Genomic DNA, 20,146 nt, shown 5'->3' with positions numbered 1-20,146 from the left:
GGGATTCTTATGCGTATTCGAAAATTGAGACTGCTGCTAGAACAATACGGCGACACTACCCTCCGCGACATCATCGTCGAGATGTATCGCGAGCTTCCGAAGTCGACGATCGAAGAGAAGGATTTCGATGCGATGCTGACACAGTTCGCAAAATATAAGGAACATCAGCGTGCACAAGAACATCCGACGGTCGAACAGACGATCCAGCAGACGGAACGCTTCATCCAGCTCGCCTATGACCATGCTTTTCTTGATGTGAATGATGAGGTCCCTCTGCGTGAACAGAAGAATTGGTATGTCTCCGCAAAGCGACTCCTGAAACACCTACGTTTCTACGCCACGAAAAAGAATGAAGCACGCGTGGCGTTCGAGGAGTTTTTCTTCCTGCTCTCAGTGGCAGCAGGCGAGGAACCCCTCTTCCTGACGAACGATCCGTTCCGATTGCTGAAGGTGACTCAATCTGATATGTTCAGCGAATTGGTCGGTTTCTACAAAATGGATGAGAAGGAGCCGAAGTCGTGGATGCAAAGATCCATCTACACCGCACTGAAGGTACCGATCGATGTCGACACGGAACGGAGTGACCTGTTGCTCGCCGTATTCAAGCACTGCACGAATGCACCGCTCCGCGAAGCCTTTGTCGAGGGACTGAACGACCATGCGTCGAAACTTCGGCCACAGCTTCGGCGTGATGGGGATGCACTCGCCGACTATCAGGATATCCGCTTCGCTGAACTTCGCGCCCTGATTGAACTGCGCGAACTCGAGAAAGCAGAATCAATGTTGTTCGCAGAATATATCCCTTACTTCTCGCACCGCTCCACGCCGTTTCGTTACTACTTGAACATGCTCGATGAAGCGGGGCTTCATGAGGAACACGAAAGAATCGAACGTGTCGGCCGCAAGAAGCACATCCATTTCTAAGAAAATATAAGAAGGGCGCCTCACCCGCTGTCGTTCTCGCGGGAGAGGCGCCCTTTTCTTGTCCTGTTCAATCAGATGTATTGATGACCCCGAGTCCAAGAGTCGCGAGAAGTGCTATACCGGCAAACAGGAATGCCATGTCGTTCGGTGAATCGAATCCGTCGAAGGTAGGTTCGACGGTGTCGACGATGATTTCATCCATGGCCCCGTAGTTCCCATAGACGGTCGTCCCGTCCGTGCCAGTCCCGGGGCTCGTGTTCGTCGTTTCCGCGCCAACGGACAGTAAGAGGAGAGGGCTGAACAGTGCCAACGTTATTAGTAATGTCCACATTCGTCTTTGCAACGATTTCCCTTCTTTCTTTTCTTAAAATTCAATTCTCATCCTTCGATAAAAACAGTAGTTTCGAACAACTTAAAATGTCATATAATGGAATCAATTAAAAGTGAAAGGTAGTTGTTTCTATTGTCCATAGTTTCCTATGATCGTTTGACGCCCCACCAGCAACAGCTCGTACACCGGCTATTACCGCCTACACGATCCGTCCTGCGCGAAATCAGCGGCCCTGCCTGTCAATACGGCAGGCATCACTGGACACTTCTCGAAAATGACATTCCAGTAGCAACGATTGGACTTGCCTGTCGCAATAAGGAGAACAGGACCGAGGTGCACCTCCTCAATTCATCCTATTCTAAAATGGCAGCCTTCAAAAAACTGGCACTTCACGTCCACCGAAAAGCGCTATCTCTGCACCCCGACGCCATCCACGTTCATATTTCACCGCCGCGCGACAATGGATTCATCTCCGTCTGGGCCTCGATCGGATATACTTCCACCTCAGAAGAGTTTCGGATTATCGGAACCGTCGAGGATCGTCCACCTACCTTGACATTCAAAAGCGTCTCCGACCGTGAACGCCACCTTTTCTTGTCGCTTCGAAATGACGCGATGCGTCAAATCGACAAGTCCTATCAATTGACCTTACACGACTTCATTCGGATGAGCGAGCTCAAATCATTTCCTTGCCTGGTCTACGACGGCGCTTTGCCGATCGGTACATTGATTTGGCGCAGGGAGTTCGGATCCATCGTACTGGATGAAATCACACGCGCCCCCGCTTACGAAGGTCACGGTTACGGTCCACGTATCCTGGATTCCTTCTTCCACAAAATTCACCATCTTCAATCCAGAAGTTTCTCCACCTCGTGCTTATCAACTAACCGGAACGCACTCGCACTCTATGACCAGCAGTTCGTCTCTGACATCCAGCACACATCCAGTTGGTATACATTTCGCCCTCAGATCTCCCGCTGAACCAACCGGCTGAACACCTCACCATATTCCTCAAGCACCAGTTCCTTATCGACGATCGAGAAGTCAACTGCCAATTCGTCTTGAAGAGCTTCTCCGAAAGCGACCAGGGAATCGAAATATGCCTTCCCTTCAGACAAGGCGAGGCCAGGCAGATAGTTGTGGAAGACGAGCAGTGCATCCTTGATGATTTCCTCTTTCCGGACAGATTTTCCGGCGTGCCTCATCAGGGTCCGATACAGGCTCTCCTGTCTCCCGACGCCGGCATAAAACAGGGGATAGTGCTTTTCATATGATTCATCCACTCGATAGGCTTCCGATTGAGCGACTGCTTCCGCAAGAGCGGAAGTTCCATTCTGAAGCAACATAGTGAATCCGACGAGTGACTTACAGGAAGCGAGCTTTCCTACAATGCGCGAATCGATCGGTCTTTCCGTGTTAAGGATTAACATCAGGTCGAGTACGTCCAACTGAACGGTTTCACCGAATCGGTCCCCCCGCTGAATCTCAGTGACATATCCAAGATCAAATCCCTTTAGGAGTGCCTGTTCAAACAACTGATCTTCAACAGCTGTATATAATCCGACTGGTACGTGCATCGGCTGACGGAGCGGCGATCGGAAGCCTTCGAGGACGACGATTTCATTCAGGTCAAGTCCGCCTTCAACGAGCCTCTCAAGCGCAACCAGATTTTCCTTCCATCCTGCCAATCCTTGGATGAGCTTTTCTACGTGAACGATTGGCTGGTTCGTACTTATCGCAAGCACAAGATGTTCAAGCGATCTCTGTTCAATCGCCCGGCCGATCAAGTTCAATGCCCGCTTCTCATCGTCTGACAATCGTCCGGCAAAGTTTCCATAGGCTTCCTCATCCAGCTCGACGAACGCACGCATCAAAGGTGCTACCGCTTCATTCTTCTGAAATCTTTTCAGCATTCTCATGACCTCCTGGTCCAAATCTCTTTTTCTAGTGTATCGAAAAAAAGGAAGGAACAGAAGAAAAAATGAGCCTCTCTCTTCGCAAAGCATTACGAAGAAAGAGGCTCATTGTTCTTTTCGAAGGTCCTTACTTCTCATTTCGGACGACTCACTTTTGAGTCAATTCCACTTCGTCCGTCCTGAATCGTGCGTCATGCTTGCCGTTTTCGTTGAAGCTCACACCGTCCGCGCCAATATAGCGGATCGTCTGGTCTGGTTTGGCGAAACGGTAGGTCACCGATGGTTCTTCCCGTAAGCGCACTTCGATTTCTTCTCTGTGCGCAAGAGAGAACGCTGCCCTGACCTCCAGTACGTCCGTCTCTTCGACACCGCGTGCCTTCAGGATGCGTACCATCTCTTGCTCAGATTCGGCTTGTTTCGACTGCAACTGGGCATAGGAAATTCCGATTGAGAAAGACAAGATACCGATCACGATGAGAATGATGGACATCAAGAAACGTTTCATACGCAAACTTCCCTTCCGTCGAGACCGTTCCTTCTATCATCGGCTCGACGGACAGGAAGCTGAAGAAGGGTGTGCGTAATTCATCGCTTTGTCACAGATTTTTTAAGACGCATGTCGACGTGAGGAATTCCATCCTCGAGATAGATGTCGGACTCTTCCTTGAAACCGAAAGATCCATAGAAATCAACCAAGTGTGCCTGCGCCTGCAAATAGACTTCTTCTTCCCCCGTCTTCTCCGTATAGGAGACAGCTTCCTCCATCAGACGGCGAGCAATGCCCTTCGCCCGGTGATTTTGCCGGACGGCGACACGTCCGATGGCGACAGGTCGTTTCATGGTTTCCGGCAACACACGGAAACAGCCAATCAGTTCTCCATCAAGGATGGCCATTCCATGGACCGCGTCGAGATCTGTTCCGTCCAGCTCCGGGTAAGGACAGTGTTGTTCGACGACGAACACGTCGGTCCGCAACTTAAGCAACTCATACAACTCAAAATTAGTCAGTTCAGAAAATTTTTTCAAAACGATTTCCACACGATGACTTCCTCTCTTATGATTAATGTTCGCTTAACCTCTGCAGATGATGGATAGCCGGCAGGAGTAGATCGATACGGGGATTCCTTTGAAGACCGTCTCCTTCTCCCACTTCATCCCGTTCACGCGCGCCACGCGTTGCGACGGCATGTTATCCGGGTGAATGATTGAGATCAGTCGGTCGTTCCCTCGATCATACGCTTCGCGCATCAAGCGCCGTGCAGCTTCTCTTGCATACCCCACCTTCCAGTACGTCGGATTCAACCAATACCCGACCTCGAGTTCCTCTATTCCGTCCACTTCCTGCATGATCAGTCCTGCAAATCCGATCGGCTCTCCTGTCCCCTTAAGCTTCAATAGCAGGAAGCCGGTCTGCCGTTCATCATCATATCGATCGAATTGGCGCTCGAACCACACTTTTGCTTCATCATCCTCGAGCGGTATACCTCCATTGATGTAGCGCATGATTCGTTCGTTCTGAACGAGTGACTTATAGAACAAGAAATCCTCATCAATGAAACGTACCATCTCGAGACGTTCACTTTCAATCATTTTCATCCCCCCTTGATAACACGGCCTTTTGCTATTATTTTCCCCCTTTTTTACGATTTCATGCTCTCTCGTCCTCTTTCTTTTCAAATTCCAGATGGTCATTTCTGAACAATGTCATGAGGCGGTGCCCCTTGCAATTTCCCGGGTAACTATGTATTTTAGGAACAGCATGCACAAAACATCCCTAAATCATGTAGAATATAACTTATTGGCTTATCCATACGACACGACGTAATTTATGAAAAGGAATGAGTAGACATGACTGAACAGCTAGTGATCGGACTTTATGATGGCATCTCACGCGAAGCCGTCTTCATAGACGAACCATTGAAAAACCACACGTACACGAAGATGGGCGGAAAGGCCGACCTCTTCGTCATCCCTTCATCCTACGAGGAAACCGCTTTTGTCGTCCGTTACGCATACGAGAACGACATTCCGCTTACGCTCCTCGGGAACGGATCGAATCTCGTCGTTCGGGACGGAGGGATTCGGGGAATCGTCTTGTCTTTCGAGAAGTTGACCGACATCCACGTCGAAGGGCATGAACTCGTCGCGCAGAGCGGAGCAGCTATCATCGAGGCATCCCGCGTCGCCCTCTCGCATTCCCTAAGCGGACTCGAATTCGCTTGTGGAATCCCGGGAACAGTCGGCGGAGCGCTGATCATGAACGCCGGTGCCTATGGCGGCGAGGTGAAGGATTGCCTACACAGCGCCACTGTCTTGACGCGCAAGGGCGAACTGTTGAATATTCAGCAAAACGAGCTTGAGCTCGGATACCGTACAAGCTGTTTCCATAGCAAAGAGTACATCATCCTCGAAGGACGTTTCAGCCTGACTGAAGGGGACAACGAGACGATCAAATCCGTTATGGATGATTTGACTGACAAGCGTGAGACGAAACAGCCACTCGAATATCCTTCTTGCGGCAGCGTCTTCAAGCGTCCTGAAGGGTACTTCGCAGGTAAACTCATCCAAGACAGTGGTCTTCAAGGGACGCGGATCGGTGATGCTGAGGTCTCGATGAAGCATGCCGGTTTCATCGTCAACATCGGTGAAGCGACGGCTAGCGACTATATCTCGCTGATTCGTCACGTACAGGAGACAGTTCAGGAGAAGTTCGGTGTACTCCTCGAGACTGAAGTGAAGATCATCGGTGAAGAATTAGAAGTTTAACATGCGGACTCCGTGTCTGTATCTTTCGAATAAGAAAAGGGGCTGCATTCCACGTTCTGGAATACGGCCCCTTCAATTTTAGCGAGCAGACGAAATCGTAGCACGGAGAGTGATCAGATCGCCCAGTTTCCGTCACGCATGACGGCTTCACGCGTGCCATCCTCGAGTTCCCCGTCGATATTCATCTTTTCAGAACCAATCATGAAATCGACGTGTGTCATCGAATCGTTTGCCCCTTGTTCAGCGAGTTCTTCAGCCGAAAGCTTAGGCCCGTTCTCAAGACAAGTCGAATAGGCACGCCCGATTGCCAAGTGGCAGGATGCGTTTTCGTCGAAGAGGGTATTGTAGAACAGGATGCCCGAATCCGAGATCGGTGAGTGGTGTGGCACGAGTGCCACTTCTCCGAGGTAACGCGCCCCCTCGTCGAGCGAAATCAATTCATCCAGCGCTTTTTGGCCAGTCTTCGCCTCGGCCTTGACGATTTTTCCGTTCTCGAACCAGAGAGTGAATTCATCGATCAAGTTCCCGCTGTAGCTGAGCGGCTTCGTGCTCGAGACGTGACCGTTCACCCCGTCCTTCTTCGGCAGCGTGAATACTTCTTCCGTCGGAAGGTTGGCGATGAAATCAACACCGTCCGTGTTCGGACCGCCGCCGCCGATCCATAGATGACGCTCAGGAAGCTCAATCGTCATTTCCGTCCCTGGTGCCGAATAATGCAGCTTCTTGTATTTTTTGCTCGTCAGGAAACTGGCTTTTTCACGAAGATTCTTATCGTGTTCTACCCAAGCCGATACAGGATCGGTAAGATCGATACGGGTCGCTTTGAAAATAGCATCCCATAGCAGGTCTACCGCGTTTTCAGCACCCGGGAAAACTTTCTTCGCCCAAGATTCTGACGGTGCTGCAGTGACGCACCAGCTGACATTGTCACTCATGACATATTTCCGCCAGTTCGCCAGCGCTAGACCTGCTGATTTGTTTGAACGTGCGATGCGTGAGGAGTCTACCCCGTTCAGCAAGTCCGGATCTTCGCTGACGATCGAAAGGAAAGCCGTCTTTTCAGCCGCAAGCTGATCAAAACGCTCTCTCAACCAATCCGGGAACTTATCGAACGCCTCATCAGGAGCGTGATGAAAACGAATTTTCGTCATCTCATCATCCGACCACTGGACGTAGACGTTCGAAGCACCGGCTTCATAAGCGACTTTCGTGACCTCACGCACGAGTGGTGCGTTATCGATTCCGGCTCTGATTTCGAGTTGCTGGCCAGGTTGGAGATTTATTCCCGTACGTACGGCCAGTTCCGCGTACTTCTTCAGTTGTTCTTGTGTTGGCATTATGTAGTCCCCTTTCAGATCTTTATCTTTATTCTCACGAAATAGTTGCAATTTTGCAAGAATTAAGGCGAAACTAATGAGAGAAGGAGTGGTAAACAATCATGGATTTTACACCAGGAGATTCTAGATCAGCCTATAAGTATTTTCATCGCCAAGCTCTCGAGCTCGTCGGGCACCGGGGCGCACAAATCGATTTACTCGTCCAAGGCGAACTCGGGCTTGCCCGTCTGACTAAAGACGTCGCTTCGGAAGGAATCACGGACATCGAGCGTGAAGAGGAACTTGTCCTTTACTTCCAACTGAAACAGCTGCTCGAGATGCTGCGGGCCGTCTCACAGGACCGTTTCATCATGCAACCGGAACAGGAGCGATTGCTGTTGACAGCTATCCTTTATTTCACCTCACCTGTCGATGCACTTCCCGACGACAACGTTCTCGGTCTGTTCGACGACGCTCAGATCGTCGAAGAGGTCTATGAGTCGCTTGCAGCAGACGTAGACCGGTTCCAGCATCTTGAATGAAAAACTGCGCTCGACTCCTGATGGAATCGAGCGCAGTTTTTTCTTAGTCAGTGTGATCAGGCTTTCTGCTTTTTAAGAAAGGCGATTTTCGTCGTGCTCTTTTCTTCGCCTTCTTCAACTTCGAGCTTTCCTTTGTTGAGCCATGTATAGACCATGCCCATGAAGATTGCACCACCGATGATGTTCCCGAAGAGTGCAGGGACGAGATTATGAACCGCACCAGCGAGTGAAATCGTCTCAGGATGCGGAACGACCAGTGCGAGCGAGAAGAGTGCCATGTTCGCGATGACGTGATCGAATCCTGATGCGAAGAATACCGCTACGAGCATCATCATCGTGATGATTTGCCCGAACTCATTCTTCATATTTTTCGGGATGAAGATCGCAAGACATACCATCCAGTTACAGAAGATTGCCCGGGTAAAGATTTCCCATGTCGTGTGGTGGATTTTCGTTTCGGAAACAGCGAACAACCAGTTGTTCTGACCAAGCTCCTGGATGATTCCTGTCTGTGCGAGCAACAGTGCGAATAGCAGGCCGCCAAGCCCGTTACCGATGAAGCAGAGCGTCCATACCTTGAGCGTCTCAGCGCGTGACGTGAAACCACGCATCGTCGAGGTCGTGAAATACATCGTGTTCCCAGTAAAAAGTTCTGCCCCGCCATATACGATCAAAACGAGTGCGACCCCGAACGTCCATCCGCCGACTAGAGATGTCATCGGTGACTCATTCAAGAACAGACCGTTGATTGATTTCAAAGTGAATATGATAGCAAATCCGATGAAAACTCCAGCAAGCATAGCCCGGACCAAGTATTCCATCGGCCGGTATTTCATTGTTTTGGTAGACTTGACAGCCTTATTACGTAACCCTTCCAGTGCCTCTACTTCATTCATTGTAGAAACCTCTCTTTCCCCTTGTTCAAACATTCACATTCCTTGTTCACTTAGTATCATACTGCCATATTAGCTTAATCTCAATACTGATTTCGCATCATTTTTTTCAGAAATGGCCTTGTAAACGATATCATTGTGTCTAGTCTGTGAAAACGTATAGAACCGAGGAAAAATCGATTTTTCTACCTAGGCGTGATGACGATATTATCCTTGAATCGTTCCATGGAATCCGCTCTTTTTTCCTGATTGAAAAGAAATCCCTCGACCACGACATCATTCCATCTTCTTGAGCTTGACGTCGCTCGTTCAATCGAGCGGGGCAAATATTCTTCGAGTGTCGTCCGGTCCATCCGATAGGTAATGATCGTGTATGGATCTTCGTATCGGATCGTCAATTCCTGCAAATCAGGTATCGTCAGAAACAGAGCGAGGGTATGATGAATGATTACGTCGACAAAGCGTCCTTCCTCGAATTCAGCCGACTCCAAATTGATTTCCGAAGTATCGGCTCCAGTCCATGACACGCGCTCCTGCCCGTTCACCTCATAGGAGATATCGATCGTCGAGAGATCCGTCTCGATCGAACGGACGCTCTCCCCTTCCGGTAAGTCTCTGATGAACTCCTGGACCGCAGCTTCGTTCGAAAGCGGTGTACCGACAGCTCTGACGACTGTCGTCCCTTCATACCGTTTTTCATGTTTTCTCGTTGAATCATCAAGGGTCAGGAATAAGAACGCAAATGCCATGCCTGCCGCGAGTGCGATCGCGATCCATATCGTCTGTCTCATCCCTCATCCTCCTTTTCCCGCTCTCGTCCGAACTCATCCCTTTTCCACCTCAATGGTAACCCACTTTCCTCTACGTCCGCCATCCGCCTGCAGACGGGCTTGAATTTCCGACGATTTCAGCGTATCCTTTCAGACAGAACAGACAAAGGAGGAACGGGCTACGCTCACCTGAAAACCATGGCAACTACAATGAACGCTGCAAAAGGCAGCACGAAACGACGTACAGAAAAAATCGGCTTCCTCATCATCGGAACACTTCTTTATTCCGTCTACATCAGCCTCCTCCTCTCACCGAACGATATCGGTTCCGGTGGAATCATGGGTATCACGTTGATCACGAAAGAATTGATCGGTACGCCGATCGGGGCAACCCAACTGATCTTGAACATCCCGCTTTTCCTGCTCGGTCTTCGTTTTCTTGGGAAACGATTCATGCTCCTGTCCGGATTGATCGTCGTCTCCTCCTCTTTTCTGATCGATGTCATCCCGGAATTCGTTACGCCCGAATCGCTGAATGACCCTCTGGTCGCCTCGATTTTCGCTGGTCTCGTTTCCGGGCTCGCGATGGCACTCATTTTCTTCGGAGGTGCTTCGACCGGCGGATTCGACATCCTCGGCAAATTTCTATTCAGCCGTTTTCGTAATTGGCCACTTCCGCGTATCTTTCTGATGCAGGACATCATCGTCTATGTGCTCGTCTGGTATGTGTTTGATTTGAAACACGTCATGTACGCTCTGATCATGAGTTTCGTCAGAACGAAAACGATGCATACGGTCTACAGCTTCTATTCAGCTTCAAAACAGTGCTTCATCATCTGTGAAAAGGCGGATGAAATCAATGCCGCCATAACGGAAGAACTGGGGCGCGGTGTCACGATTCTTGACGCACGTGGCGGATTCTCGAACCGGACGAAGAAGATGGTCTACGTCGTCGTTCAGAACAACGAAATCGTCCGGCTTCAGGAACTCGTGAAATCGGTTGAACCGGGAGCGTTCGTCACCTTCTCGGAAATTCATACGGTTTTTGGGAACTATAAGGAACATTCGTATACTCTTTGAAAAGGACGGGACATTTCCCGTCCTTTTTCTTCATATTTGGCCTCGATATGCCGATAGAGAAGTGCATATGTCTATACCAAGAACGGAGGTCCACGATTGAAACGTTTTTTTCAATCACCCGTCGCCTACATCCTGATATCTATCCTCGGGATCGGAAGCGTCTTCATCACCCTGTCGCCGAATGATTTATTGTTCCAGTTGTTTCACCTTTTCACCTTCATGACAATGTTTTCCCTCGCCCTTCACACGGTCTTTTCCTTGTCGAAGCGCAAGAGCGCATCGCGAACCGTCCATGGGTTGCTCTTCTTCGTACTGAGCTGTCAGCTGCTCGTAAGCGGGGAAAGGATCGGCTGGTTTGAATGGGATACTTCCCTTTCTTACAGCGTCTTCTTGGGTCAATTGATCCTATGTCTTCTCATCGTGATCCTTGTCATCAATCCATCTTTGACCCATCCCTCGTTCAGGACGCGTGTCTACGACGTCTTTGCCGTATTGAGCCTTTTACTCGTCACCTTCTGGCACATGCTCATTTTGCCGAGGCTTGAACTGACCGGTCTCAATACGGAGTGGTTCGAGAGATTGATTGATCCGATCGGCCTTATCGGCTTGTACATTGGGTGGACACTTCTGCATATCCAGCGCCAAGCTCGAACAGGCCGTCTTTACCGGACGATGACTTTACTTAGCATCACTGGTTTTTTCGCCACTTTTTTCATCAGCATGGTTGGGGAGATGTATGGAGCAAGTGAGACGATCCTCTATTTCGTCGCACTGTTCCGTCTCGTCTTTCTTGCAAGCCTTACGCTCGCGAGCGTCTTCGAACCGAAATCGCAGCGCAAGGTCACCGTGAACAGACAGGTGACGACCGACTTCATCGTGTTCTCCTTGTTACTGATCGCCTTCATCATTGGATCGATCCAACTGCCGAATGATGTCATCGATTTCATCGCGAGGACCGCCCTTGTCCTTATCGTGATTCGCCAGTTCTTCGTCACGAAGCAGAATGCTCAGCTAAGTAGCAGCCTGCGCACTTCGAACGAAAAACTCGAGACTACAGTCAAGGCAAAGACGAGACAGCTCGAAGTAAAGGAACAACAGTATCGCTCTCTGTTCGCATATAATACGGAACCAATCTATCTTCATGACTTGAGCGGCAAGATCCTTTCCATCAATGCCGCCGGAAGTGAGCTTCTTGGCTATTCGATCCGTGATCTGATCGGACAGGATATCAAAAGTTTCTTCGATCCATCCGACCTTGAGGAATACGAGCCAATCTATCATCGGGTCGTCGCAGGGGAACCGCACCAGTATATCGCCCGTGCCATCTCTCGTTCGGGAGAGACCCATCTTTGGGACTTGATCAGCGTCCCGATGATCATCGACGGTCAAGTGACCGGTGTCTACGGAATAGTCAAGGACGTCACCCAAAACGTGCAACAAGAGCAAAAAATCAGATATCAGGCAACGCACGATGCCTTGTCTGGACTTCCGAACCGTTTTCAGTTCCATGAGCGTCTCGACTCGTTTCTACTTGAGCAAAAGCCGTTTACGCTTCTGTTCTTTGACTTCGACGGATTCAAGGAATTGAACGATCAATATGGTCATGATGTAGGTGACGAGTTGATTCATCACGTCGGCCAACGCCTTGAACGGGCTCTTGGACCAGAGGAGTTCACAGCCCGCCTTGGCGGAGATGAGTTCGTCGTACTCGCTTGTCATGATGATGCCGATCGCATCAATCAGGCGATCCTCGACCACGTGTTCCTTCCTCCTTACTATATTAATCAGTCGATTCTCCATTTGAGCGCAAGCATCGGCATCGTATCCTATCCGGAAGACGGTACGACCTCAAAAACGCTGCTCGCAAATGCAGATCTCGCGATGTACAAGGCAAAGGAAAGCGGCAAGAATCAAAGCGTCCGATTCGACCCGACACTGCGAACGAAGAAGGAAGAACGTAAACGACTGATCGACGGACTGGACAAGGCTTTGGAACGTGATGAGATCAGCCTTCACTTCCAGCCGCAAATAGATGCACATACCCAAAAGGTGATTGGTGCGGAAGCACTCATGCGTTGGAAGAAAGACGGCGAGTTCATCCCTCCGACGACCTTCATTCCTATCGCCGAAGAAACGGGGCACATCATCGACCTTGGACGCTGGACGATCGAAAAAGCTGTGATGACGCTATTTGAACTTGGCCAGCAAAATATCAGGCTGCCGAAGTTGTCCATCAACATCTCAGTCAGGCAGCTGTTTGACGACAATCTCGTATCCTTCCTTCAACAAGTCCTTAGAAAATATCCGATTTCAAAGGAACTTCTTCGGTTCGAGTTGACGGAGACCATCGCAGCGAACCGCTCGAAACACGCGCTTGAGCGTATCCTCGAGTTGAAGGAGCTCGGCATCAGCCTGTCGATTGATGATTTCGGTACAGGTTATTCTTCTCTCGCATATCTCGTCAGCTATCCGCTCGACGAGCTGAAAATCCCGCGTGAGTTCACGATGCGCCTCGAAGACTATCCGGAATACAGGACGATCACGGCGACGATCGTAGCAATGGCTAAACAGCTCAACATGACGCTCGTCGCTGAGGGCGTCGAGACCGCTTACCAGGAAAATTTCCTTCGTGAGGAAGGGTGTACACAAATGCAAGGCTTTCGGTATGCGAAACCGATGCCGCTGACCGAATTCGTCGATTTTTATATCAATCAGCCAGTTTCTTGAAAGCGAATCAACCAATCAAGCAATTATTGGTATATAATCCACTTATCATCATCAAAGGATTGATTTATTCATGAAAAGGGATTGGTTCCATCGTTCAATGCTCGTCGGATTGATTCTCGCATTCGCTTCTATCCCTTTGGTCCATTCACTTTCCGGTTATGAGGTCATGGGAAAATTGAGCGAAGACACTTATGTGAACGACATGCCGATGATCAAACGAGTCGATTTGTTGATTCAAAGGAACAGGGACCGGGCGAATGCGGTTCGTGGCCTTCTTCTCTACCACGATACATCCTATGCGCGGGAGTATTATCATGCCACAAGTGAGATTCACCGCCTTCGCAATCAATTGCAAGCATCGCCTGACACACCGGGAACACTGCTCGACCTTCTCGATAAGAACCAGGTCTGGGAACTCCAAATCGAAGCCGTCTTCAGATCCTACGAGAATGGATCCGCTGAGGAAGCGATACGGCTCGCAGAAAACTCGACGAAGACGACTCAGACGCTGCTCGAAGATTTAGAGCGGGTCAAGCAGGAGCTTTACGATCATATGGAGCGGGATATGATCAATACGCGCGAGACTGCAACCGGCTTCCGAGAGACCAGCCTGAGCCTCGCTCTTCTTTCGTCCATCCTCATCCTCGTCACGGTCGTCTTCTTTCTCAGGAGAAGCCGGTGACTGCACGAAAAGACCGTGTTCGGCGAACACGGTCTTTTCGTTTTCCATTTTCTTGTCATCGGACTGCTTTTCCTTCAGCCACGTGCTCCATCGCCATCGTGATCAACGAAGAGACATGAAAATCGTCAAGCGAATAGTAGACGACTTTTCCTTCTTTTCGGTATTTGACGAGTCCTTGTTTTAGCAAAGTCCGAAGGTGGTGGGAAGCTGTCGCGATTGAACAGTCGACGGACGCCGAGACATCACACACGCACAATTCTGTCTCGACCGTCAGTGCATAGGCAATCCTGAGTCTCGTAGGATCCGCGAGCACCTTGAACAGTGCACCGATATCCTGGGTCGGTATATCTTCGAGCTCACGTTGGATTTCGTCCGCCCTGCTCTGATTGATTGCAATCGTTTCACAACGGGGAGCATGCATCATCCTTCAGTCCTTTCCGATTGCTTCTCCCTCCATTCCACCATCTCCGCTTAAAAATTGCAAGAGAAGCGCGTCTTCACAGGAAGAGAATCAGGCTTGCAGCCATCACCATCATCCCTGCGATCAATCCATAGATTGATAAGTGGGCTTCTCCGTACTCCCGTGCTGCCGGGAGAAGCTCGTCAAGCGAGATGAACACCATGATCCCGGCCACTGAGGCGAACAGGATGCCGAAGACGGTATCACTCATGTACGGCATAAGGATGAGAAAGCCGATTGCCGCACCGACCGGTTCTGCAAGCCCTGACAAGAACGAATAGCGAAACGCCTTGATCCGGGATCCAGTCGCATAAAACAGTGGAATCGAAACAGCGATCCCTTCAGGAATGTTATGAATCGCGATCGCTACCGCGATCGGGATGCCGAGTGCAGGATCCTGCACCGCTGCGACGAACGTAGCGAGTCCTTCCGGAAAGTTGTGAATCGCGATTGCAAGAGCTGAGAATATACCTACCTTGTAAAGCCTTTCTCGCCGTTGTGTCTCGACCAAGACCTCAGCAGCGGCAGCCGCCTCCATCTCCTCAAGCTCCTCGACTCGTTTTACCTCATGCGGATTCCCGTTGCTCGGAATCAGCTTGTCAATCAAGGCAATCAGGAAAATCCCGCCGAAGAAGCCGAGTGCCGTATAGAGTGTCCCCATCTGTAGTCCGTATTCCGGTGTTAACGCATCCTTCGCTTTCTGGAAGATTTCGACCATCGAGACGTAAATCATGACCCCTGCTGAGAATCCAAGGGCGATAGACAAGAATTTCGTGTTCGTTTGTTTTGCGAATAAGGCGATCAGACTACCGATCCCCGTCGCAAGTCCGGCGAACACGGTAAGTCCAAACGCGAACCATAATGTAGATTGTTCCATGAGCTTGTCTCCTTACATCTTTTTTTCCATTATACTATTGTTTTGCTCTAGTGCAACTTTTCGAACGAAAAATTCCTGAAATCTGCTAGCCCGGTCAGGTAAAGGATGGTTCCCCCTCAGCGAAAGACAAACCATCCGCCCAATCGGCTTCCCACATCCCATACCCACCGGTTCGTATCGACCGCCTTGACACCGATGTCGACGATTCGGGTATGGACAAGTTGCTTTTTACAATGGTCCCGGACAGTCCGCGGCAAAGGAAACAGCAGGCAAGTCCGGTACCAGATGTCAAGATGCGCATGTCCCCAGATTTCAGTCGCGAATGACTCCGTCTTCACTGCGAGCGGGCGCTTGTATCGCTTTGCATATTTGTTCTTCAGCAGTTCTGCGAGTTCGATTGATCTTCTATGCGGGGAAGGAAACAACGTATGCCCGAGGTGATATGGACCGTAGTTCGCCAAACGGACGATCTGCGGCTCGATCCTGTACCGAACCATTTTCCCATTCCAGCGGATAGTTTGCCACCTCATCAAGCTTCACCTCTCTGTTTTTGTATGTTACCCGGAACGACGCCGATTCACGCCAGTCATATAAAAAAGCCCGGCTGCAAGGCAGCCGGACGTTCCTATCATAGATAAGCTAGCGGGTTGACGGTGTTCGCAGGTCCAGAGGCACTGAATTGATAACCTCCGACATGGATCTCAAAATGCAGATGCGGACCAGACGAATTTCCGGTATTACCGAGCGTACCGATCTGTTGTCCTTGGCTGACACGTTGTCCTGCACTGACGTTCAACGAATTCATATGCGCATAGACCGTCGTATAGACTTGTCCGTCAATCAAATGAGTGATCATTACATGGTTTCCGTACGGGCCGCCGCTTTGAGCCGTGATGACCGTCCCTGTCGCCGCTGCGACGATCGGCGTACCTACTGATCCCGTGAAGTCCGTCCCGTTATGGAACGTATAGCCGTACTGTCCGCTCGCAGGACCGAACCCTTGCGAGATGCCGCCGCCGACCGGACGGATGAACTTTCCGGGGTTGCTTGGGACGCTGATGGACGAGGCAACAGAATTCGCACTGTTCGCTTTCGCACGCGCTGCCGCCGCCTTGGCAGCTTTAGCCGCAGCCGCAGCCGCGGCCTTCTCCGCAGCGATGGCCCGTTCTTGCGCTTCGAGGATGGCCTGGACGTCCTTCGCCTTCATGAGTTGCGTCGTGATTTTCGTCTTGCCTTTACGAAGTTTCTTCAACTTCTCGCTCCGAAGCCTCATCTCCGACTTGAGCTCAGCTTTTTGCTGTTCGAGAACCTTCTTCTCAGACAGGCGTTCAACCTTCTTCTCGTCGAGTTCTTCCTTAGCACGTGTCAATTTTTCCTGCATCTCCCGGTATTCCGTGATCAGCTTGTCGTCTTGTTCAGTGATTTTCTTACCAGCCATGACGCGACTGATCAAATTCCCGAGATCTTTCGCTCCGAAGATGATTTCTTCCCACTTGATCGAATTTCCGTCGTTTTCCTGCAGAACGCGCAAACGATCACCGAGCTCCTGCTCCTTCGACTTCAATTCTTCTTCGTACAGTCTGATTTCCTTCTCGAGTTCCGTGATTTTCTTTTCAAGCTGCTCGATTTGTTTGTTCTTCTCTGCGACCTGGAAGATTTTTTCGTTGACCCGGGCATCGAGCTTATTGATCGTCTCTTGTTCTTTTGAAATTTTATGTTCATGGTTCTGAATCGACTTTTTCAACTTACGTTGTTCTTCCGCATTTTTCGCCTTCTTTTCCTTGATCGATGTTGCTTCCGCGAATGATGCGCCACTGATGAGCATTGTCCCCGCAATGAATGCCGAGATGATTTTTTTGATCATGTATACTACTTCCTCACTATGTAGATTCAATTGAACTGGATTATGTATGGCAGAAATCAAATCATGTTGGAAAATCATTTACATGTTGCGAGATTGATTATATCACCCTAACGGTTACGAAAAAATTTCATTTTCATTTCAAATGGAAACGGTTCAACAAAAAAAGAACCCACCGCATAGCAGTGGGTTCTTGCTGATCAAAGCATGCTGTTTGGATTGACCGAGTTCGCAGGGCCTGTTCCGCTGTAAACGTAACCGCCGACATGGATTTCGAAATGAAGGTGTGGACCTGTCGAGTTCCCTGTGCTGCCGAGTGTCCCGATTTGCTGTCCTTGGCTGACACGCTGGCCGGAGCTGACGTTCAGCGAGTTCATATGTGCATATACCGTCGTGTATGTCTGACCATTCAACTGATGAGCAATCATGACGTGGTTTCCGTAAGGACCGCCGCTTTGTGCGAGGATGACTGTCCCGGTCGCTGCAGCGACGATCGGTGACCCGACCGGTCCGCCGAAATCGAGACCGTTATGGAACGTATAGCCGTTTCCGCCGCCTGCCGCGCCATACCCTTGTGTCGTTCCGCCGCCTGTCGGACGGATGAAGAGTGAAGACGACGCTGCAGGTGCTGCCACTTTCGGAGCCGCCGGCGCCGCTTTCGGTGCACTCGGCGCACTCGGCGTGTAAGATTGCTTGGCCGATTGCTTCGCTGCTTGTTTCGCTTGTGCTGCCTGGGCCGCTTCAGCTTCCGCACGGGCTTTCGCTTCGCGGGCTGCTTGGGCCGCACGAGCCTTCGCTTCGCGCGCTTCACGTGCCTGCGCCGCTTTTTCTGCCGCGATGGCACGTTCTTGTGCAATCAGGATTTGAGACGCTTCGCGTGTCGAGACGAGCTGTGTCTCGAACTTGGCTTTACGCTTTCTAAGTTCCTTCAATTTCTCATTGCGTGCTTGAAGTTGTTTCTCGAGATCAGCTTTTTGAGCTTTGAGATTTTCTTTTTCCGTGACGAGCTTCGCTTTCTTTTGCTTCTGCTCTGCTTGCGCATTCGAAAGCTTTTCCTGGGTCGTACGGTAATCAACGATCATCTTGTTGTCTTGCTCCGCGATTGATTTACCTGCGAAAACGCGGCTGACAAGGTCACCGACATCCTTCGAACCGAAGATGACTTCTTCCCATTTGATCGAGTTTCCGTCGTTTTCCTGCATGACACGCAGACGATCGCCGAGCAATGCTTCCTGCTTCTTCAGTTTGAGCTGATAGGCCTTGATTTTGCGGTCAAGTTCAGCGATTTCACGCTCAATCGTTTTGATTTCGCGATCCTTTGCGGCAATCGCAAAGATTTTCTCGTTCAATGCGGTGTCGATCCGGTTGACCTCTTCTTGCGTTTTTGAGATTTTTTCGCCCTCTGAATGGACGTGTGATTCGAGTTGAGATTGTTTTTTCTTATTTTGACGTTGTTCTTGGGCATTGCGTGCCTCTTTTTCTTTAAGGCTTTCCGCCTCTGCACCAAATGGAGCTGATGTGATGATGAGAGCCGAGACGACGAGCGACGCGAGCGTTTTCTTCATTCTGCTATTCCCTCTTTTTCTTGTTAGAATTTATATCGATCGTTTGAATTTCTATATAAGTAGCGTAAATTAAATGTTAATCGAACGTTTTTGATTATAGCATTCATTTTCTCGATATTATGTTTCAGAGATATTTCATTCTGACAAAAAAAGGAGGGGTCTTTCGTAATAGAGCGAAAAAATTGCATCAGTTCTTCTTTCGTCGCACACTTATAGTATGAGGAATTTGAATATGAAAGGAACGTGATGGCATGATTTTAGACCACACAGGAGTCGCCGTCCGCGACATGGACGAAGCGATCGAATTCTATACGAAAGTACTCGGCGGCGTCTTGATTGATCGCTTTTCGAATGAGACGCCGGGAGTCGCCTCTAATGTTGCCGTCATCGACTTCGAGGGCGACAAGATCGAACTGTTGACGCCGACGGATGATCAAAGTCCGATCGCCCGTTTCTTGAAGCAACGCGGAAAAGGGGTTCATCATATCGCATATCGCGTACAGGACCTCGACGTGGCCATCGCAGAAGCAAGAGCAAAGGGCATCACCTTCCTCGAAGAAACATACCGGACGACTGCACACGGACGTCGCCTCATCTACATGAACCCGAGGCATTCCCACGGAGTGATCACGGAACTTTGTGACTATCCGGGAAACTGAGGATACGAACGTAAAAACACCTCCCGAACCGTCCTGGTCCGGGAGGTGTTCGTCGTTAATTTACAACTGGGCAAGCATTTCCTTATTGAAAGCCGGGATATCGTCAGGCTGCCGGCTTGTGACATAGTTGCCGTCGACGACGACTTCCTTGTCCTCAAAGCGTACGCCGGCGTTTTCCATATCGATACGGATCGATTTATATCCCGTCATGTTACGCCCCTCGACCACCTTCGCATTGATCATCAACTGAGGTCCGTGACAGATGGCGAAGACCGGTCGTTTATCTTGGTCGAACGCCTTGACGAAGTCGAGGAACCGTTCGTCTTCGCGCAGAAGGTCCGGCGAGAATCCGCCCGGTATGAGGAGGGCATCATATTCGTCCGGTTTCGCGTCAGCGATCGAGAGATCCGTCTTGATTTTTGCTTCTCCCTGTTTTCCAGTCAGTTCCTTCCCAGCCTCTACACCGATCACGACGACGTCATGCCCCGCTTCTTTCAAAGCATCGGCCGGTTTCGTGAATTCCACGTCTTCAAAATGATCTGCGAGTACTACCGCTACTTTCCTGCCCATTGTATCTTCACTCCTTGTTGATTGAAGTTTCATCTATTCTCGCCGCGGTCCCGAGGAGAGACCGGATCGTCAGGCATCTGATCCTTGCCTTCAAGGATTCGTTCCTGCTGATCTTCGGAAAGCTTACGTTCCTTCTCCGTCAGTCGCTTCCGTTCGTCCTCGAGATCACGGTTCGGTGCATCCGTCTCTTTAGGTGCCATGCGCTTC

The 20,146-nt window shown here is 50.1% G+C and carries 23 protein-coding genes; 8 read left to right on the top strand and 15 right to left on the bottom strand.

Annotated elements, in window-relative coordinates; all coding sequences use genetic code 11:
* Nucleotides 1-9: 9 nt before the first annotated feature.
* Nucleotides 10-924: a hypothetical protein gene (locus DFG60_RS05205; protein ID WP_114570679.1), complete on the top strand. Its 915-nt coding sequence runs from the start codon at nt 10-12 to the stop codon at nt 922-924.
* Nucleotides 925-991: 67 nt separating this feature from the next.
* On the opposite strand, the gene DFG60_RS05200 is transcribed toward DFG60_RS05205, so the two are convergent.
* Entirely contained in the window at nt 992-1,267 is a 276-nt protein-coding gene (locus DFG60_RS05200) for a hypothetical protein (protein WP_232818635.1), read from the bottom strand.
* Nucleotides 1,268-1,387: 120 nt separating this feature from the next.
* On the opposite strand from DFG60_RS05200, the gene DFG60_RS05195 reads away from it, so the two are divergent.
* Nucleotides 1,388-2,236: a GNAT family protein gene (locus DFG60_RS05195; protein ID WP_232818634.1), complete on the top strand. Its 849-nt coding sequence runs from the start codon at nt 1,388-1,390 to the stop codon at nt 2,234-2,236.
* Here the strand turns inward: DFG60_RS05195 and DFG60_RS05190 are convergent.
* The 4 genes from DFG60_RS05190 to DFG60_RS05175 form a co-directional block, all read right to left on the bottom strand.
* Nucleotides 2,221-3,168, bottom strand: coding sequence for a hypothetical protein (locus tag DFG60_RS05190; RefSeq protein ID WP_114570677.1), 948 nt, complete (start codon nt 3,166-3,168; stop codon nt 2,221-2,223). The two genes, DFG60_RS05195 and DFG60_RS05190, sit on opposite strands and share 16 nt — an antisense overlap.
* 151 nt (nt 3,169-3,319) lie before the next feature.
* A complete protein-coding gene (locus DFG60_RS05185) occupies nt 3,320-3,676 on the bottom strand; it encodes a hypothetical protein (RefSeq protein ID WP_114570676.1) in 357 nt (118 codons plus the stop codon).
* Nucleotides 3,677-3,756: 80 nt separating this feature from the next.
* On the bottom strand, nt 3,757-4,209 hold the full coding sequence (locus tag DFG60_RS05180; RefSeq protein ID WP_114570675.1) for a GNAT family N-acetyltransferase: 453 nt from the start codon (nt 4,207-4,209) through the stop codon (nt 3,757-3,759).
* A gap of 33 nt (nt 4,210-4,242) precedes the next feature.
* The gene (locus DFG60_RS05175; protein WP_232818632.1) at nt 4,243-4,761 is read right to left on the bottom strand and encodes a GNAT family N-acetyltransferase; all 519 of its coding nucleotides are present in this window, start codon (nt 4,759-4,761) and stop codon (nt 4,243-4,245) included.
* A gap of 258 nt (nt 4,762-5,019) precedes the next feature.
* Here DFG60_RS05175 and murB point away from each other — a divergent pair, with 258 nt between their 5' ends.
* Nucleotides 5,020-5,937: a UDP-N-acetylmuramate dehydrogenase gene (murB, locus tag DFG60_RS05170; RefSeq protein ID WP_114570674.1), complete on the top strand. Its 918-nt coding sequence runs from the start codon at nt 5,020-5,022 to the stop codon at nt 5,935-5,937.
* 113 nt (nt 5,938-6,050) lie between these two features.
* Here the strand turns inward: murB and DFG60_RS05165 are convergent, their stop codons facing one another.
* Nucleotides 6,051-7,274, bottom strand: coding sequence for an aminopeptidase (locus tag DFG60_RS05165; protein WP_114570673.1), 1,224 nt, complete (start codon nt 7,272-7,274; stop codon nt 6,051-6,053).
* Between the two features lie 101 nt (nt 7,275-7,375).
* Here DFG60_RS05165 and DFG60_RS05160 point away from each other — a divergent pair, with 101 nt between their 5' ends.
* Nucleotides 7,376-7,795, top strand: coding sequence for a YkvA family protein (locus DFG60_RS05160; protein ID WP_114570672.1), 420 nt, complete (start codon nt 7,376-7,378; stop codon nt 7,793-7,795).
* Nucleotides 7,796-7,851: 56 nt separating this feature from the next.
* Here DFG60_RS05160 and DFG60_RS05155 read toward each other — a convergent pair whose 3' ends face one another.
* Together DFG60_RS05155 and DFG60_RS05150 are read right to left on the bottom strand one after the other, a co-directional pair.
* Nucleotides 7,852-8,691, bottom strand: a complete 840-nt coding sequence (locus DFG60_RS05155; RefSeq protein WP_114570671.1) for a formate/nitrite transporter family protein — start codon at nt 8,689-8,691, stop codon at nt 7,852-7,854.
* A 182-nt stretch (nt 8,692-8,873) separates the two neighbouring features.
* Nucleotides 8,874-9,479: a hypothetical protein gene (locus DFG60_RS05150; protein ID WP_114570670.1), complete on the bottom strand. Its 606-nt coding sequence runs from the start codon at nt 9,477-9,479 to the stop codon at nt 8,874-8,876.
* Nucleotides 9,480-9,668: 189 nt separating this feature from the next.
* On the opposite strand from DFG60_RS05150, the gene DFG60_RS05145 reads away from it, so the two are divergent.
* The 3 genes from DFG60_RS05145 (at nt 9,669) to DFG60_RS05135 (ending at nt 13,947) form a co-directional block, all read left to right on the top strand.
* The gene (locus DFG60_RS05145; protein WP_114570787.1) at nt 9,669-10,538 is read left to right on the top strand and encodes a YitT family protein; all 870 of its coding nucleotides are present in this window, start codon (nt 9,669-9,671) and stop codon (nt 10,536-10,538) included.
* Between the two features lie 96 nt (nt 10,539-10,634).
* Complete coding sequence (locus DFG60_RS05140; RefSeq protein ID WP_114570669.1) at nt 10,635-13,265, top strand: putative bifunctional diguanylate cyclase/phosphodiesterase; 2,631 nt, start codon at nt 10,635-10,637, stop codon at nt 13,263-13,265.
* A gap of 70 nt (nt 13,266-13,335) precedes the next feature.
* Complete coding sequence (locus DFG60_RS05135; protein WP_157964482.1) at nt 13,336-13,947, top strand: hypothetical protein; 612 nt, start codon at nt 13,336-13,338, stop codon at nt 13,945-13,947.
* Nucleotides 13,948-14,002: 55 nt separating this feature from the next.
* On the opposite strand, the gene DFG60_RS05130 is transcribed toward DFG60_RS05135, so the two are convergent.
* The 5 genes from DFG60_RS05130 to DFG60_RS05110 all read right to left on the bottom strand — a co-directional run bounded on the left by DFG60_RS05130 (nt 14,003) and on the right by DFG60_RS05110 (nt 18,710).
* The gene (locus DFG60_RS05130) at nt 14,003-14,368 is read right to left on the bottom strand and encodes an ArsR/SmtB family transcription factor (RefSeq protein ID WP_114570786.1); all 366 of its coding nucleotides are present in this window, start codon (nt 14,366-14,368) and stop codon (nt 14,003-14,005) included.
* A 76-nt stretch (nt 14,369-14,444) separates the two neighbouring features.
* Nucleotides 14,445-15,284, bottom strand: coding sequence for a zinc transporter ZupT (gene zupT / locus DFG60_RS05125; RefSeq protein WP_114570667.1), 840 nt, complete (start codon nt 15,282-15,284; stop codon nt 14,445-14,447).
* A gap of 116 nt (nt 15,285-15,400) precedes the next feature.
* Nucleotides 15,401-15,814 carry a hypothetical protein gene (locus tag DFG60_RS05120; RefSeq protein ID WP_114570666.1) on the bottom strand — a complete coding sequence of 138 codons (414 nt, stop codon included), beginning with the start codon at nt 15,812-15,814 and terminating at the stop codon, nt 15,401-15,403.
* Between the two features lie 98 nt (nt 15,815-15,912).
* Nucleotides 15,913-17,148, bottom strand: a complete 1,236-nt coding sequence (locus tag DFG60_RS05115; RefSeq protein WP_114570665.1) for a murein hydrolase activator EnvC family protein — start codon at nt 17,146-17,148, stop codon at nt 15,913-15,915.
* Between the two features lie 197 nt (nt 17,149-17,345).
* Nucleotides 17,346-18,710: a murein hydrolase activator EnvC family protein gene (locus tag DFG60_RS05110; RefSeq protein WP_114570664.1), complete on the bottom strand. Its 1,365-nt coding sequence runs from the start codon at nt 18,708-18,710 to the stop codon at nt 17,346-17,348.
* Nucleotides 18,711-18,961: 251 nt separating this feature from the next.
* Here DFG60_RS05110 and mce point away from each other — a divergent pair, with 251 nt between their 5' ends.
* Entirely contained in the window at nt 18,962-19,369 is a 408-nt protein-coding gene (gene mce, locus DFG60_RS05105) for a methylmalonyl-CoA epimerase (protein WP_114570663.1), read from the top strand.
* A 60-nt stretch (nt 19,370-19,429) separates the two neighbouring features.
* Here mce and DFG60_RS05100 read toward each other — a convergent pair whose 3' ends face one another.
* Both DFG60_RS05100 and DFG60_RS13725 read right to left on the bottom strand, forming a co-directional pair.
* Nucleotides 19,430-19,939: a type 1 glutamine amidotransferase domain-containing protein gene (locus tag DFG60_RS05100; protein ID WP_114570662.1), complete on the bottom strand. Its 510-nt coding sequence runs from the start codon at nt 19,937-19,939 to the stop codon at nt 19,430-19,432.
* A 29-nt stretch (nt 19,940-19,968) separates the two neighbouring features.
* Complete coding sequence (locus DFG60_RS13725; protein ID WP_198661547.1) at nt 19,969-20,139, bottom strand: hypothetical protein; 171 nt, start codon at nt 20,137-20,139, stop codon at nt 19,969-19,971.
* Nucleotides 20,140-20,146: the final 7 nt, after the last annotated feature.

The organism is Exiguobacterium flavidum, from assembly GCF_003344535.1.
GTDB lineage: Bacteria > Bacillota > Bacilli > Exiguobacteriales > Exiguobacteriaceae > Exiguobacterium_A > Exiguobacterium_A flavidum.
Note: the sequence above shows the minus strand (reverse complement) of the source record. Positions and strands in the feature narration are given on the sequence as shown.

Bases quoted from the DNA above. Each gene is read 5' to 3' on its own strand.
- DFG60_RS05205 (WP_114570679.1), top strand. From the start codon at position 10: ATGCGTATTCGAAAATTGAGACTGCTGCTAGAACAATACGGCGACACT.
- DFG60_RS05190 (WP_114570677.1), bottom strand. From the start codon at position 3,168: ATGCTGAAAAGATTTCAGAAGAATGAAGCGGTAGCACCTTTGATGCGT.
- DFG60_RS05185 (WP_114570676.1), bottom strand. From the start codon at position 3,676: ATGAAACGTTTCTTGATGTCCATCATTCTCATCGTGATCGGTATCTTG.
- DFG60_RS05175 (WP_232818632.1), bottom strand. From the start codon at position 4,761: ATGATTGAAAGTGAACGTCTCGAGATGGTACGTTTCATTGATGAGGAT.
- murB (WP_114570674.1), top strand. From the start codon at position 5,020: ATGACTGAACAGCTAGTGATCGGACTTTATGATGGCATCTCACGCGAA.
- DFG60_RS05165 (WP_114570673.1), bottom strand. From the start codon at position 7,274: ATGCCAACACAAGAACAACTGAAGAAGTACGCGGAACTGGCCGTACGT.
- DFG60_RS05160 (WP_114570672.1), top strand. From the start codon at position 7,376: ATGGATTTTACACCAGGAGATTCTAGATCAGCCTATAAGTATTTTCAT.
- DFG60_RS05155 (WP_114570671.1), bottom strand. From the start codon at position 8,691: ATGAATGAAGTAGAGGCACTGGAAGGGTTACGTAATAAGGCTGTCAAG.
- DFG60_RS05150 (WP_114570670.1), bottom strand. From the start codon at position 9,479: ATGAGACAGACGATATGGATCGCGATCGCACTCGCGGCAGGCATGGCA.
- DFG60_RS05145 (WP_114570787.1), top strand. From the start codon at position 9,669: ATGAACGCTGCAAAAGGCAGCACGAAACGACGTACAGAAAAAATCGGC.
- DFG60_RS05135 (WP_157964482.1), top strand. From the start codon at position 13,336: ATGAAAAGGGATTGGTTCCATCGTTCAATGCTCGTCGGATTGATTCTC.
- DFG60_RS05130 (WP_114570786.1), bottom strand. From the start codon at position 14,368: ATGCATGCTCCCCGTTGTGAAACGATTGCAATCAATCAGAGCAGGGCG.
- zupT (WP_114570667.1), bottom strand. From the start codon at position 15,284: ATGGAACAATCTACATTATGGTTCGCGTTTGGACTTACCGTGTTCGCC.
- DFG60_RS05120 (WP_114570666.1), bottom strand. From the start codon at position 15,814: ATGAGGTGGCAAACTATCCGCTGGAATGGGAAAATGGTTCGGTACAGG.
- DFG60_RS05115 (WP_114570665.1), bottom strand. From the start codon at position 17,148: ATGATCAAAAAAATCATCTCGGCATTCATTGCGGGGACAATGCTCATC.
- DFG60_RS05110 (WP_114570664.1), bottom strand. From the start codon at position 18,710: ATGAAGAAAACGCTCGCGTCGCTCGTCGTCTCGGCTCTCATCATCACA.
- mce (WP_114570663.1), top strand. From the start codon at position 18,962: ATGATTTTAGACCACACAGGAGTCGCCGTCCGCGACATGGACGAAGCG.
- DFG60_RS05100 (WP_114570662.1), bottom strand. From the start codon at position 19,939: ATGGGCAGGAAAGTAGCGGTAGTACTCGCAGATCATTTTGAAGACGTG.
- DFG60_RS13725 (WP_198661547.1), bottom strand. From the start codon at position 20,139: ATGGCACCTAAAGAGACGGATGCACCGAACCGTGATCTCGAGGACGAA.